Origin of the sequence: Streptosporangium sp. NBC_01469 (assembly GCF_036227305.1) — a bacterium.
Taxonomy (GTDB): Bacteria; Actinomycetota; Actinomycetes; order Streptosporangiales; family Streptosporangiaceae; genus Streptosporangium.
This window is the reverse complement of sequence record NZ_CP109465.1, coordinates 10602632-10617112: the sequence shown is the minus strand read 5'-3', so window position 1 is coordinate 10617112 and position 14481 is coordinate 10602632. Positions and strand designations below refer to the sequence as shown.

General features: G+C 70.9%; 12 protein-coding genes and 1 pseudogene. 11 read left to right on the top strand and 2 right to left on the bottom strand.

Annotated features, from left to right (window positions below; translation table 11 throughout):
• Positions 1-121: 121 nt before the first annotated feature.
• The 7 genes from OG587_RS46270 (at position 122) to OG587_RS46240 (ending at position 6298) form a co-directional block, all read left to right on the top strand.
• Positions 122-1207, top strand: a complete 1086-nt coding sequence (locus tag OG587_RS46270) for an acyl-CoA dehydrogenase family protein (RefSeq protein WP_329085438.1) — start codon at positions 122-124, stop codon at positions 1205-1207.
• Positions 1207-2361 carry an acyl-CoA dehydrogenase family protein gene (locus tag OG587_RS46265; RefSeq protein ID WP_329085436.1) on the top strand — a complete coding sequence of 385 codons (1155 nt, stop codon included), beginning with the start codon at positions 1207-1209 and terminating at the stop codon, positions 2359-2361. The genes OG587_RS46270 and OG587_RS46265 overlap by 1 nt, the downstream gene beginning before the upstream one ends.
• A 76-nt stretch (positions 2362-2437) precedes the next feature.
• Complete coding sequence (locus OG587_RS46260) at positions 2438-3709, top strand: bifunctional MaoC family dehydratase N-terminal/OB-fold nucleic acid binding domain-containing protein (RefSeq protein WP_329085434.1); 1272 nt, start codon at positions 2438-2440, stop codon at positions 3707-3709.
• Complete coding sequence (locus OG587_RS46255) at positions 3709-4119, top strand: MaoC/PaaZ C-terminal domain-containing protein (protein WP_329085433.1); 411 nt, start codon at positions 3709-3711, stop codon at positions 4117-4119. Before OG587_RS46260 ends, OG587_RS46255 begins: the two co-directional genes overlap by 1 nt.
• A gap of 121 nt (positions 4120-4240) precedes the next feature.
• On the top strand, positions 4241-5413 hold the full coding sequence (locus OG587_RS46250; protein WP_329085432.1) for a lipid-transfer protein: 1173 nt from the start codon (positions 4241-4243) through the stop codon (positions 5411-5413).
• Between the two features lie 229 nt (positions 5414-5642).
• Positions 5643-6059 carry a hypothetical protein gene (locus OG587_RS46245; protein ID WP_329085430.1) on the top strand — a complete coding sequence of 139 codons (417 nt, stop codon included), beginning with the start codon at positions 5643-5645 and terminating at the stop codon, positions 6057-6059.
• A gap of 2 nt (positions 6060-6061) precedes the next feature.
• Positions 6062-6298, top strand: coding sequence for a helix-turn-helix transcriptional regulator (locus OG587_RS46240; protein ID WP_443075370.1), 237 nt, complete (start codon positions 6062-6064; stop codon positions 6296-6298).
• Positions 6299-6584: 286 nt separating this feature from the next.
• Here the strand turns inward: OG587_RS46240 and OG587_RS46235 are convergent, their stop codons facing one another.
• On the bottom strand, positions 6585-7667 hold the full coding sequence (locus OG587_RS46235) for a glycoside hydrolase family 19 protein (RefSeq protein ID WP_329085428.1): 1083 nt from the start codon (positions 7665-7667) through the stop codon (positions 6585-6587).
• 481 nt (positions 7668-8148) lie between these two features.
• On the opposite strand from OG587_RS46235, the gene OG587_RS46230 reads away from it, so the two are divergent.
• Entirely contained in the window at positions 8149-9132 is a 984-nt protein-coding gene (locus tag OG587_RS46230; protein WP_329085426.1) for a helix-turn-helix domain-containing protein, read from the top strand.
• 43 nt (positions 9133-9175) lie between these two features.
• Here OG587_RS46230 and OG587_RS46225 read toward each other — a convergent pair whose 3' ends face one another.
• Positions 9176-11320, bottom strand: a complete 2145-nt coding sequence (locus OG587_RS46225; protein WP_329085424.1) for a hypothetical protein — start codon at positions 11318-11320, stop codon at positions 9176-9178.
• Between the two features lie 327 nt (positions 11321-11647).
• On the opposite strand from OG587_RS46225, the pseudogene OG587_RS46220 reads away from it, so the two are divergent.
• The 3 genes and pseudogenes from OG587_RS46220 to OG587_RS46210 all read left to right on the top strand — a co-directional run.
• Positions 11648-12733 (top strand): annotated as a pseudogene (locus OG587_RS46220) (ABC transporter ATP-binding protein); the annotation flags it as partial.
• Between the two features lie 199 nt (positions 12734-12932).
• A complete protein-coding gene (locus OG587_RS46215) occupies positions 12933-13595 on the top strand; it encodes an ABC transporter permease (protein ID WP_329085422.1) in 663 nt (220 codons plus the stop codon).
• Between the two features lie 190 nt (positions 13596-13785).
• Positions 13786-14457 carry an ABC transporter permease gene (locus OG587_RS46210; protein WP_329085420.1) on the top strand — a complete coding sequence of 224 codons (672 nt, stop codon included), beginning with the start codon at positions 13786-13788 and terminating at the stop codon, positions 14455-14457.
• Positions 14458-14481: the final 24 nt, after the last annotated feature.

Here is a 14481-nt window from a genome sequence, read left to right as displayed (position 1 = left end):
TGGCATATGCGCTGCGGCGGTTATGCGATGACTTATTGCGATTGGCTGGCTCTGGACACAGAATAGAATCTGTTCTACTTTCCGGAGGGGTGACGCGGCCGACAGAAACCCTGGAGCGCCAGTGGACTTCAATCTCGACGAGACACAGACCGACCTGCGCGACCTCGCGGTCGACCTCCTCGGCAGGGAGGTGACCCCGGCCAGGCTCGAAGCCCACGAGAAGGGGGGCGCGTCCTACGACGCCGCACTGTGGCGATCCCTGGCCCAGGCGGGGCTGCTCGGCGTCTGCCTGCCCGAGGAGGCCGGAGGCGCGGGGCGCGGGCCGGTGGAGATGGCGGTCGTCCTGCGGGAGATCGGCGCCCACGTGGCCCCGGTCCCCGCCGAGCAGAGCCTGGTGGCGGCGCAGGTGATCACCAGGTACGGCTCCCGGGAGCAGCGCGAGGCGCTGGCCCCGCTGGCCGACGGTGAGATCTCGCTGGCCGTCGCCCCCTCAGAGCCGGGCCGCGACCTCGGTGCCCCGCCGGTCACGACCGCCCGCGAGGACGGCGCCGGATGGGTGCTGGACGGTGCCAGGGGCACGACGCCCTACGCCGCCCAGGCCGCGAGGATCCTGGTCCCCGCCGCCACCCCCGCCGGGGTCGGCCTGTTCCTGGTGAACCCTGCGGAGGCGGGCCTGCGGCCGGTGCCGACCTCCACCGGCGAGCCCGCCGCCGCGCTCACCCTGGAAGGGACCCCCGGCGAGCTCGTCGGGCCCCAGGACGGTACGGCGTCCGGCGGCTTGCGGAGACTGGCGCTGGCCGGGAACATCGCCGTCACCTCCGGCGTGCTGGCCGGGGCGCTGGCGCTCACCACCGAGTACATCAGGACGCGCAGGCAGTTCGGCCGGGCGCTGGCCGAGTTCCAGGCGGTCACCGTGCAGATCGCCGACGTCTACATCGCCGGGCGGGCCCTGGACGTGGCCGTGTGGTCCGGAGCGTGGCGGCTGGCCGAGGGGGCGGACGAGGAGGCCGAGGCGGACCTCGCCGTCGGCGCCCTGACCGCGGCCGACCAGGCGCTGCGGGCGCTCTACACCTGCCAGCACCTGCACGGCGGGGTCGGCGTGGACGTGACCTACCCGCTGCACCGCTACTTCGCCTGGGGCAAGCACCACGCCCACCTGCTGGGCGGGGTGGAAGCCCGGCTCGACACGATCGGAGCGCTCGTCTGATGCTGATCGACCTGACTTCCGACCAGAAGAGGCTCCGCGACGAGCTTCGCGAGTACTTCCGGTCGTGCCTCACCGCGGAAGGACGCGCGCGGATCTCCGCCGACCCGTTCGGCCACGCCTACATGGAGCACTGCCGCGCTCTCGGCCGCGACGGCAAGCTCGGGCTCGGCTGGCCCAAGGAGTACGGCGGCGGCGGGTACGGCCCGCTGGAGCAGCAGATCTTCGCCAACGAGATCGCCCGCGCCGAGGTGCCGTACCCGATCATCACCGTCCAGACCGTCGGGCCCACCCTCATGCAGTACGGGACGGCGGCGCAGAAGGAGTTCTTCCTGCCGCGCATCCTGGCCGGGGAGTGCCACTTCGCGATCGGCTACAGCGAGCCGGGGGCGGGCACCGACCTGGCCTCCCTGCGCACCACCGCGGTCCGCGACGGCGACCACTACGTCGTCAACGGGCAGAAGATCTTCACCTCGGGCGGCCACTACGCCCACTACATCTGGCTCGCCGCCCGCACCGACCCGGACGCGAAGAAGCACCGCGGGATCACGATGATGATCGCCGACTGCTCCGACCCCGGCTACTCGTGGACCCCGATCATCACGATGGACGGGAACCACCACACCAACTCGACCTACTACTCCGACGTACGGGTGCCGGTGGACATGGTCGTGGGGGAGGAGAACAAGGGCTGGGACCTGATCGTCAACCAGCTCAACCACGAACGGGTCACGCTCGGCCCGGCGGGCAACATCGCCCACACCTACGACCGGTTCCTGGCCTGGGCCCGCCGCACCGGCACGATCGAGGAACCCGCGGTCCGCAGGGCGCTCGGCCAGGTCTACGCCTACTTCCGGACGAACGAGCTGCTGAACTGGCAGGTCGCGGCCAACATGGACCTCGGCTGGCTGGGCGCCCCCGACGCCTCGGCCACCAAGGTGTACGGCTCCGAGCGGCTGCAGGACGTCGGCAGGATCGTCGGTGAGGTCCTGGCCCGTTTCGGCGACCCGTCGGACCCGGACACCGCGGACCTGATGGAGCGCGTGGACCGCGGAGCCAAGGGCGCGCTCGTGCTCACCTTCGGCGGCGGCGTCAACGAGGTCCAGCGCGAGCTCATCGCCATGCTCGGCCTGAGCCTGCCGAGGCCGCCCCGATGACCACGATGACCGAGACGCCCCCGCTGCCCCCGATGTCCTTGAGGCCCCCGGGGCCCCGGCACCCGAGGTCGTCCCGATGACCGAGACGCCCCCGAGGACCCCGGCCCCCGAGGCCGCTCCCGCACCCGCGACGAATTCGGCGCCCCCGGCGGCTCCGGTGGCCCCGGCGTCCGCCACGGCGGCGTCCGCCTCCCCGCACGAGCGGCTCACCGCCCTGGTGGAGCGGCGGATCGCCGAGGGCGAGGTGCTCGGTGTCGCGGAGGCGGACCCGGTGAACATCCCGATGATCCGGCACTGGACCGACGCCATGGGCGACGCCAACCCGCTCTACACCGACCCCGAGGCCGCCGCCGCCGGGGTGCACGGGGGGATCGTGGCCCCACCGGCGATGATCCAGGTCTGGACGATGCCCGGTGTGGACGGGAACAGGAGGAAGCGGGCCGGCACGCCGGTCGACGCCGTCCTCGCGATGCTGGACGGCGACGGCTATACCGGAGTGGTCGCCACCAACTGCGAGCAGACCTACCACCGCTACGTGAGACTCGGCGAGTCCCTGGTCCCGGCCACCCGGCTGGCCGGCGTCACCGGCCCGAAGCGGACCGCGCTCGGCGAGGGCTACTTCGTCACCTGGAACGTCACCTGGTACGCCGACGGCGAGGCCGTGGCCGACATGCTGTTCCGGGTGCTGAAGTTCCGGCCCAGGGAGCGGGAGGGGGAACCGGGTAAGGAAACGACCGCGACCGGTGAGGGCGGAGCCGCGACGAGCGGGAACGGGCTCACGCCCACGGAGAACGTCCCTCCGAAAAACCCGTCCGCTCAGGACCCGTCCGCTCAGGACCCGTCCGCTCAGGACCCGTCCGCTCAGGACCCGTCCGCTCAGGACCCGTCCGCTCAGGACCCGTCCGCTCAGGACCCGTCCGCGACGCCAGGAGACGCGTCCCCCCGCACGCCGTACCCGCTGAGGCCCGCGATCAACGCCGACACCGCCTTCTTCTGGGAGGGCGTCGCCGCGGGCGAGCTGCGGATCCAGAAGTGCGCCGACTGCGGCGAGCTCCGTCACCCTCCGGGGCCGGTCTGCCCCTCGTGCCGCTCGGCCGCCCGCACGTTCGCGACGGCGAGCGGCGAGGGGGAGGTCTACAGCTACGTCGTCCACCACAACCCGCAGGTTCCGGGACTCCGGACACCTTTCGTGGTCGCCGTGGTGGAACTGCCGGAAGGTGTGCGGATCGTGGGCAACGTGGTGGACTGCGCCGCTTCGCGGGTGGGTATCGGTATGCCGGTGCGTCTGACGTACCGCCAGATGGACGACGAGCTGATCCTCCCCATGTGGGTCCCCCTGGAGGCGTGATGCGGACACTTACCGACGACGAGGTGCGGGTCGGAGCTCCGCTTCCCGAGCTCGCGATCGACCTGAGCCCCACCGTGGTCGTGTCGACCGCGCTCGCGACGATGGACTTCACCCCCGTCCACCACGACGTCGAGGGCGCGAGGGCGCAGGGGTCGAAGGACATCTTCCTCAACATCCTGACCACCATGGGTCTCGTCGAGCGCTACGTCACCGACTGGGCCGGACCCGAGGCGATCATCCGTGGCATCAACGTCAAGCTCGGCGTCCCCGCGTACGCGGGCGACAGGCTGGCCTTCACCGGCAGCGTGGTCGCTCACGAGGACGGAGAGTTCACCGTCGAGGTCCGCGGCGGGGTCAGCCTCGGCGACCACGTCTCGGGCACCGTCAGGTTCGCCCTCCCCGCCCGCTGACCGCGCCCCGCCGGCCGCGAAAAGCGGCCGGCGGGAACGGGTGACGCGGTAACGCGGTGACGCGGTAACGCGGTAACGCGGTAACGCGGTAACGCGGAAACACAGAAAGGCCCTCACCACCGTGGTCTCCTTCTCCGGGAGTACGGCCGTCGCCGGGATCGGCGCGACCGAGTTCTCCAAGCGGTCCGGCAGGTCCGAGCTCCAGCTCGCCGCCGAGGCGGTGTTCGCGGCGCTCGACGACGCGGGCCTCGCGCCCTCGGACGTGGACGGCCTCGTCACCTACACCCAGGACGCCAACCAGGAGATCGCCGTGGCCCGCGAGGTGGGCATCGGCGACCTGTCGTTCTTCTCCCGCGTCCACTACGGCGGCGGCGCGGCGTGCGGCACCGTGTTGCACGCGGCGATGGCCGTCGCCACCGGGGTCGCCGAGACCGTGGTCTGCTACCGGGCGTTCAACGAGCGCTCGGGGAACCGGTTCGGCCAGCCCGACGCCCGCATCGGCGGTGAGCCCTCGTCCCAGGGCCTGGAGATGAGCTGGCACGTGCCGTACGGGCTGATGACCCCCGCCGCCTGGGTCGCCATGTTCGCCCGGCGTTACATGCACGCGTACGGCGTCACCTCCGAGGACTTCGGCCGGGTGGCGGTCGCCATGCGCAGGCACGCCGCCACCAACCCGGCCGCGTGGTTCCACGGGCGCCCGATCACCCTGGAGGAGCACCAGGCGTCCAAGTGGATCGTGGAGCCGCTGCACCTGCTCGACTGCTGCCAGGAGAGCGACGGCGCGGTGGCGCTGGTGGTCACCTCCGCCGAGCGGGCCAGGGACCTGCGCAGGTCACCCGCCGTGATCACCGCCGCGGCCCAGGGCTCGGGCGCCGACCAGATGATGATGACCAGCTACTACCGCGACGACATGACCGGTCTGCCGGAGATGGGGGTGGTCGGCCGCCAGCTCTGGAAGCAGTCGGGGCTCGGGCCCTCGGACGTGCAGACGGCCATCCTGTACGACCACTTCACCCCGTTCGTCCTCACCCAGCTGGAGGAGCTGGGCTTCTGCGGGCGCGGCGAGGCCCGCGACTACGTGGCCGGGGGCGGCATCGAGATCGACGGCCGTCTCCCGGTCAACCCGCACGGCGGCCAGCTCGGCGAGGCGTACATCCACGGCATGAACGGCATCGCCGAGGCCGTCAGGCAGATCAGGGGCACCTCGGCCAACCAGGTCGCCGGGGTGCGGAACGTGCTGGTCACCGCCGGTACGGGCGTGCCGACCAGCGGGCTCGTCCTGTCGTCGGAGTGACCCGCCGCCCCTCGGCGGCGTCCGCCGCCGGCCGCGGAGGGGGCTGACGCGTGTCGATCCCGGTTTCGCGATTTCCAGGCCTCCTGGCCTCCTGGTTTCGGAGAGGTATCCGGCGCTCAGCGGCGTCCAGGTAACCCCGCGACCAGGGATAAGTCAATAATTCTTGACATGATGTCCGCCTTGCTTTACGTTTCTCTATGTCTGCTTTGTTTTACATGTGGGGACGGGCATGTCATTTGAAGAGAAGCGCGTGTGGATCTACGCCGCGATAGCGATCGGTGTGCCCGTGGTCTACGTCGTGACCATCCTCGGGAGGGTCCGGGAGGCGGGCGTCGCGGAGGTCGCCTACGTGTGGCCGATGATCACGGCCATCGGCGTCGCGATGGTCGTGAACATGGTCGCCAACATGGTGGCCGGGATGGTCTCGCCCAAGGAGATGGGGAAGGACGAGCGGGACGGCGAGATCTACCGGCACGGTATGCGCGCCGAGTTCCACGTCCTCGCCGTCGGAGGAGCGGCGGCCCTCGGCCTGACGATGGCGGAGTTCGAGCACTTCTGGATCGCCAACGCGCTCTACCTGGCGTTCGTCCTGTCGGCCCTCTCGTCGTCGATCGTGAAGATCGTCGCGTACCGGCGGGGTTTCTAGCCGTGGTCAAGCCCACCAAGGTCACCAACGCGATCCGCTCCCTGCGGTTCGCGCACCAGGAGATGACGCAGGCGGAGCTGGCGGAACGCGTCGGTGTGACCCGCCAGACCGTCATCGCCATCGAGCAGGGGCGTTACTCGCCCTCGCTGGAGATGGCCTTCAGGATCGCCCGCGTGTTCGGCGTCCCGCTCGACGAGGTCTTCCAGTACCCGGACAACGACGCACCGAAAGTGACGTGAAGACGATGAGGGCGATGGTCCGAGACGCCTACCGCTCACCCGGCCTGCTGGAACTCGGCGACATCGACGGACCGGTCGCCGGGGACGGCGAGGTGCCTTCGGAAGGTCACCGCTTCCGGAAGCGGGAGAGGGACGACGCGAGAAGGGCGCGGCCGGTGGGCCGCGCCCTTCGTGCCACGCGTGCGGATCGTACGCGTGGAGCCACCGCCTCGCGGGTTCGCGCGCTCGGCGGGACGTTTTCGCGGTGACCGTCAAGCGGCCGTCAGGTGACCGGCCGTCCGGTCGTTCAGCAGCTCAGGTTGCCACCGGGGGTGGTGCCGAGGATCTGCACGAAGCGCTGGTAGGCGTTGATCCGGCTCTGCACCTGCGCCGGGTTTCTGCCGTTGCACTCCAGGCTGCCGTTGATGCTGCGGATCGTCTCGCCGAAGCCGCGGCTGTTGATCATCGCGTTGTGCGGCGTCATCGTGCCGGGGCCGTTCTGGGTGTTCCAGTACCACAGGGCGGTCTTCCAGGCCACCGCCGCGTCGTTCTGCACCAGGTACGGGTTGCCGAGCAGGTTGATGCCGAGCGCGTCGCCCGCCGCCTTGTAGTTGAAGTTCCAGCTCAGCTGGATCGGGCCGCGCCCGTAGTAGGCGGCCTGTCCCGCGGGGCAGCCGTACGACTGGCTCGCGTCGCAGTAGTGCGGGTAGTTCGCGGTGTTCTGCTCCACGACGTGGACCAGGCCGCCGGTCTCGTGGTTGACGTTGGCGAGGAAGGCGGCCGCCTCCTGCCTCCTGATGGTGTCACTGCCGGTCTTGGCGAAACCCGGGTAGGCGCTCAGCGCCGCGGTCAGGCCGCTGTAGGTGTAGAACGAGTTCCGGCTCGGGAACATCTGGTTGAACTGGGCCTCGCTCACGACAAAGCCCCCGGTGGGCGGGTTCGTGGGAGGAGGTGTCGTGCCGCCGCAGGTGTACGGCTCCCAGTACCAGGTGCTGATCACCGGGTCGTAGCCGGGGTTCTCGTTCTTGGCGCGGTAGAACTGGCCGTTGGTGTACTTGACGATGCTCCCGGCGGCGTACCAGGTGCCCGCCGCCCAGTTCGGGTGGTTGCAGTTGCCCGAGGGGGGAGGCGTCGTGCCGCCACCGCAGGCGCCCTGGTCCGCCCACACGGCGGCGGTGCCCGGGGTCTCGTTCTGGGTCCACCACTTCGCCGACCAGTTGCGGCCGTTGTGGGAGGCGGTGGTGCCGCCGACGTAGACCGTCGAGGAGTTCCACGCGGTCACGCAGGCCGCCGCGGTGGCGGAGGACGCGGAGGCCATCGGCAGGGCGACCGCGAGCACGCCCGTGACCGCCAGGGCGGCGAGGGCGGCCATGATGCGCTGTCTCAACACTTGATCACTCCTTCGTGCGGTGGGGGCCGCAGAGGTTCGAGGTGCTGCGCGACCGGGGCGCGAGCGGCGCGCGCGAGAGGCTTGCAGGCCCAGTCAGGGCGAGTAAGGAAGGGGTGCGCCGCATGATCGCTTCCGTGGGGGGAAACCGGAGGGGGTGGGACGTCCGGACGGTCGGACTCCCGAGTGATGACGATCCTCGCCATCGAGATTCGCGCAGCTCTTGGTTGGATCGAACGGTTGCCCGGGGGCCGCGAAGGCACCCGCCTTAACTTTCTCTTAAGAAAGTTTCCTAAGAGTTGCCGTGATACTAGCCTTGACAGATCGTTGTCACAACCCCGGCCGCGCTCGATTCCCGCCATCGTGGGCAAACGCGTTCCAAGTCCGATATGGCCCACGCCTGGTTAATTCACATTGGCGTTATACGTCCGGTTAGACGATGGATGTAACTTTTACCGGCGTTTCGGATGTCATCATGTGCGTCATGTTGGAATCCCTCGGGCTCGATCCCGTGGAGGAGCGTGTCTACCGGTTCCTGGTGACCACCGCGGAGGCAGAGGTCACCGACCTCATAAGAAATCTGGGCATCGACCCCGAGACAGCCGAAACGGTGCTGATATCCATGCGGGTCAGAGGGCTGATCAGGACGGTCGGTCCCGGCAGGCGGCGGTTCACCGCCGTGGCCCCCGACATCGTGCTGGGCTCGCAGCTCCTCCGCCACCAGCAGGCGCTCGACTGGGCGCGGCGCGAGGTGGACCAGCTCGCGGAGGAGTACCGGGACAGCGCCCGCCGCCGCGACGCCGGTCGGCTGGTCGAGGTCCTGCCGAACCGCGTCGTACTCCAGGAGCACCTCGACCACCTGCAGGAGGCCGCCCGCCACGAGGTCCTCTACCTCTGTCAGGGGCATGCGACCGCGATGCCCGCGGAGGAGAACCACGCCGAGCTCGCCGCGCTGCGCCGCGGGGTCGAGTACCGGGTGATCTACGAGAAGGCCCTGCTGGCGGAGGAGGGAATGCCGGCCAACATCGCGTACGGGGTCAAGCTGGGCGAGCAGGCCAGAGCCATGCCCTGGCTGCCGGTGCGGCTGACGGTCGTCGACCGGGAGACCGCCGTGCTGCCGCTGCTCCAGGAGGCCGGGATCTCCGAGCCGACGGCGGCGCTGGTCCGTGGCGGCCAGCTGCTGGAGGCGCTGGTCGCCCTCTTCGAGGGCTACTGGGAGCGGGCGACGCCGCTGCGGATCGCCGAGGACGGCGCCCTCGCCGAGGGGACGACACCCTGCCCGCTCGGCTCCGACGACCTCTACCTGGTCTCGCTGCTGGTCGCGGGCGTACCGGACAGGTCGATCGCCACCCAGCTGGGAATCAGCCAGCGGACCGTGCAGCGGCGCGTCTCGAACATCATGGAACTCGCCGGCGCCCAGACCCGCATGCAGCTGGCCTGGCGCGCCGCCACCGAACACTGGCTCTGAGCGCCCCCGTGCCGGCACGGGCCGGTGGGGGCGGCAAGGAGGCTTACGGAGTGGTCATCATCGGTACCGCGAAGAAGACGATCATGGCGATCGTCACCGCGATGACGAAGCCGATCACCTCCCAGGCCCAGTCGTGGTGGACCGCGTTCTTCGTCGCCTTGTGACTGCGCGGCGGCCGGGCACTTCCGCGCCCGCGGGACGCGGTCCGGCCGGAAGGGGAGGGGGCCGTTTCGTCCGCACCGGTCTCCGCGAGTGCCGGGGGCACCGGGGGTATCGGGGATATCGCCGGGAACCCGTTCCCGGGCATGGTCGCCGCGTCGTCCCGCGGCGCGTCGTACGGCGTCAGGGTGTGGTTCGGAGGCGCGGGCCGGGGGGCGTCGCCGGGCTGATCCTCGCGCATGACCCAGCGGGGCAGGCGCAGCTGGGCGCGGCCGGCGGGGGTGCGAAGGTGGTCGGTCCTGGGGGACCAGGTGGGAAGGGCGGTCGGAGCCTCAGGGGTCTGGGCGCCGGAGGGAGCGGCATCCGCGAACCAGTCGACGGCGGAGGGCCGGCCGGGATCGGCGTCCTGGGTGGTTCGGTCGGGGAGTGGGGGCTGAACGCGTTCCGCCGGGGGCGCGGGGCTCTCGGCCCGGGTGGCCCAGACGGGGAGCGAGAGCCGGGGGCGGTCGTCGCCGGCGGGCGTGTGCCGCCCGGCTTCTCTCACGGGAGCGGGAGCGGGAGTGGGGGGCTGGTGGCGCTCGTGGTCGGCGAGGGCGTCGAGCTGGTCGGTCTGCAGGGGCCAGCCGGGCAGGGGACGCGCGTCGTCCAGCACGTCCCCCAGCACGTCCCCGAGCCCGTCGTCCAGCACGTCGCCGAGGTTCCCGGCGGACGGGACGGCGGCGAGCGGTGTGCGAGGGGCCTCGGCGGACGGCTCCCGAGGAGGCGCGGCGAACGGGGTCCGGAGGGTCTCGGCGGAGAGCGCCCCGAGGGTTTCCGCGAAGGACGCCGGAGACGCCTCGGCGGCCTCGGTGAACGGCGCGGGGGAGGTCCCGGCGGGGAAGAGCGGGAAGACCTGGGCGAACGGAGGCCGGGAGGTCTCGGCGGGCGGAGCCGGAGCCCGGGACATCTCGGAGGACGGAGCCTGGGGCGTCTCGGCGGGCGGGGTCTCGGTGCGGGGGGCGGCGGCGACGAGCCTGTCGGTGTGGACGCGGGCCGCCCGCGCCTCCGGGGTGAGCGGGCGGAAGAAGTCCTCCCGTCCGGGGGCGTCGTCCAGCACGTCCCCGGGAATCGGCGCCGCCAGCGGCATAGCCCGGCGCGGCCGGGGACGCTGGAGGCGGCGGCGAGGCCGCAGGGCCGCGGTGTCCAGGGCGGTGAGCACCGAATCGCCGAGCTTGGGCATCGGCTGCGTGGTGGCCTCGTGCTCGGAGACGGCGTCGGGATCCCGTGGCGCGAAGGGATCGGGGAAGCGGTCGTCCGCCATGTGGTCCGGCACGGGGAAGGCGGAGGCGCCGATCGGGGGACCGGCCGGGACGCCGGTCTCCGCGAGCGGCAGCGGCCACGCGGGCGTCGTCGGCCACAGCTGTCTGAACAGCGGTGACGTCGATCGCCTGGCGGCGAGAACGACGGGCGGCGCCTTCGGCCCGAGCACGGCGGCGCGCAGTCTCGCCGGGGGAGTGGCCCAGGGGGCGAGGTTGAGGACGTCGCGGACCGGGGCGACGGCGAGGGCGCCGAACACCTCCGTCATGTGCTCGGGGACCTTGGCCGAGGCCAGGGCGCAGCCCAGCGACTGGGCGAAGCGGCGGCAGGCGCTCACCGTCAGCTCGTCGGCGGTGTCGACGGCCACGTCGAGCACCCAGGACAGCTCGGCGGCGTTCATCTCGCACACGCCCGACAGGTACAGCACCTCGCGCTGGTGCGTGCGCAGGTCACCCAGGACGCGCTCGACGAGGGCGGCGGCCGGGTCGGGGCCGACGGGGGGCGAGTAGACGATGTCGCGCAGGAAGATCTCGCGGCGGGCGAGCGCGTACAGCGCGGCGCGCGGCGGTTCGGTGTCCAAGACACCGGAGAGGACGGCCACCAGGACGTCGGAGGCCGAGTCCGCGTCGCCCAGCTGGTCGTGGGAGTAGGCGAACAGCCCTGCTGCGTGGCGGTCGTAGAGCTCGGCGATCAGTTCGACGCGCGAGCGTTGACCGAGGAGCGGTTGGGTCACGGGACCGGTTCCTCTGGTGGTTCGGCGAGCGTGGTGGAGGGGCGGAGTGGCTGAGTGGCTGTGAAGCCTGTGACGTACGGTGCCGGAGGGATCGACTCCGGCAGTGTGGGTAATCATGTCAAGTCATGGGCACCTCCCGCACTACTCAATGCCCTTTTATTGAGAAATACACTTGTGGATCTCCTGCTGAGCTGGTTCCTCCTACGGAGCTGGTTCGGGAAAGCCTGGAAGACAGATCGGAGAAGAGGGGCATAGGCTGGTCCGCGCGGGATCATGGGGACGGTTGGGGCAAGGGGGCCGTAACCCTGCGAAAACAAGAGGTTGCGCATGATCACATTCAACGGTGTCACCAAGCGCTACGCCGACGGGACCGTCGCCGTGGACAATCTAAGCCTTGAGGTGCCGACCGGGGAGATAACCGTCTTCGTCGGTCCCTCGGGATGCGGTAAGACGACGTCCCTCCGCATGATCAACAGAATGATCGACGCCTCGGAGGGCCAGATCCTCCTGGACGGCGTCGACGTCAAGACCATCGATCCGCCGACACTGCGCCGGGGCATCGGCTACGTCATCCAGCAGGCGGGGCTCTTCCCGCACCGCAAAATCGTCGACAACGTGGCGACGGTGCCCCTCCTTCTCGGCTGGGACAAGAAGAAGGCGCGCGACCGGGCGATGGAGCTGCTCGAACGGGTCGGGCTCGACCTCAAGATGGCCGACCGCTACCCCTTCCAGCTCTCCGGCGGGCAGCAGCAGCGCGTCGGCGTGGCCCGCGCGCTCGCCGCCGACCCGCCCGTGCTGCTGATGGACGAGCCGTTCAGCGCGGTCGACCCGATCGTCCGTACGAGCCTGCAGGAGGAGCTCCTGCGGCTCCAGGCCGAGCTGAACAAGACCATCGTGTTCGTCACCCACGACATCGACGAGGCCGTCAAACTCGGCGACCGGGTGGCCGTGCTCCGCGTCGGGGGCCACCTGGCCCAGCTCGACGACCCCGCGACGCTGCTGGCCAGGCCCGCCGACGACTTCGTCCGCGAGTTCCTGGGCCGCGACCGGGGCATCCGGCGGCTGTCGTTCGTCTCGGACGAGGGAGTGCGGCTCCGTACCGACCTGCTCGTGCCCGTCTCCGCCGACACCGCCTCGGCACGCGCCACCGGAGAGCCGTGGCTGGCCGTGGTGGACGAGGAGAAACGGCCGCTGGGCTGGGCCGCCGTCAAGGACCTGCCCGAGTCGGGCACCCTCGCCGACGTGGAGCTCGCGCCGTACGGGACCTTCGTCAGCGGACGCGACTCGCTGCGCGCCGCGCTGGACGCGACGCTGCTGTCCCCGTCGGGCAACGCCGTCGCGGTGGACGGGACGGGCAGGGCCGTGGGCGCCGCCACCCGCGAGGCGCTGCACGAGGCGCTGACCAAGGTCGCGGGAGGCGTCGGCGGACCGGCGCGAGGCGCCGACGTCCCGGCGGAAGGTGTCGGCGGTTCCACCGGGGGCGGCGACGATCCCGCGGGCGGCACCACCGGGGTCACGGAAAACGCCGACGCTCCGGTGCGCGGTGCCGACGGTCCCGTGCGCGGTGCCGACGGTCCGGCGCGAGGCACCGACGGACTCGCGGGAGGTGTCGATGGATGAGGAACCGCTGGTCCGCTGGGACTGGATCGGGCGCAACTGGCCCACGATCCAGGGTTTGCTGGAGGACCACATCGTGATGGCGCTGGTGCCGATCCTCATCGGGTTGATCATCGCGCTCCCGCTAGGGCTGGCCGGGGTCCGCTGGCGCTGGCTCTACCAGCCGACCGTCGGCGTCATGAACGTGATCTACTCGCTCCCCTCGCTGGCCGTCTTCATCGTGCTCATCCCGATCACCGGCCTCGCCACGCGGACGACCGTCATGGTCCCGCTCACCTTCTACGCCATGGCGGTGCTGATCCCCGCGGTCGTCGACGGGCTGAGCTCGGTCCCCGACCACGTGCGCCAGTCCGCGGTGGCCATGGGCTTCACCCCGCTGCGCAGGCTGCTCCAGGTCGAGCTGCCGATCGCGGTACCGGTCGTACTGGCCGGGCTCAGGGTGGCCACGGTCGCCAGCGTCAGCCTGGTCAGCGTCGGCGCGCTGGTCGGCAGGGGCGGGCTCGGCTACCTGTTCATCGACGGCTGGCAGCGGCAGTTCTACACCCCGATCGTCGTCGGCATCGTGCTGGTCGTGGTGCTCGCGGGGGTCGCCGACCTGCTGCTGATCCTGGCGCAACGCCTGCTCACCCCGTGGTCGCGGGCAAGGGGGTCCGCGTGAACCGGCCGATCGGGTCGCGGGTGGGCCGTGTGAACCGGCTGATCGGGCCTCGCGTGGAGCGGCTGATCGGGTCGCGGGCGGTTCGTGTGGATCGGCTGATCGGGCCTCGCGTGGTCCGTGTGAACCGGCTGATCGGGCCCGGCGTGGTCCGTGCGGATCGGCTGATCGGGTCGCGGGTAAAGGAGAGCGCGTGAACTGGCTGATCGACTTCTTCGGCGACCCGGCCAACTGGTCGGGACCCGACGGGATTCCCAACCGGCTGCTCGAACACCTGGAGTTCGCCGGGCTCTCGCTGCTCCTCGCCATGCTGATCGCGATCCCGCTGGGGCTGCTGATCGGCCACACCGGCAGGGGCGCGCTGCTCGTCATCCTCACCGCGAACGCGGCCCGCGCCCTGCCGACGCTCGGCCTGCTGGTCCTCATCGTCCTGTTCATGGGCGTCGGCACCATCCTGCCGGTGCTCATCCCGCTGGTGGCGCTGGCCGTACCGCCCATCCTGGTCAACACGTACGAGGGCATCCGCGGGGTCGACCCCGACCTGCGCGACGCCGCGTACGGCATGGGCCTGCGGGGCGGGCAGGTCCTGGGCCGGGTGCTGGTGCCGGTCGCGCTGCCGCTGATCCTGCTGGGCCTGCGCCTGGCCGCGATCCAGGTGGTGGCGACCGCGACCGTGGCCGCGTACGTGGGTCTGGGCGGCCTCGGCCGCTTCATCATCGACGGTCTCGCGACCAAGAACTTCCCGAGCACGATCGGCGGGGCGGTCCTCGTAGCACTGCTGGCGCTTCTCGTCCAGCTCGGGTTCACTCTGGTGCAGCGCGTAACGGTCTCCCCGGGGGTGAGCGAGCGCCAGACCATCAGATAGTCTTCTTTACCCCCCGTTTTGGAA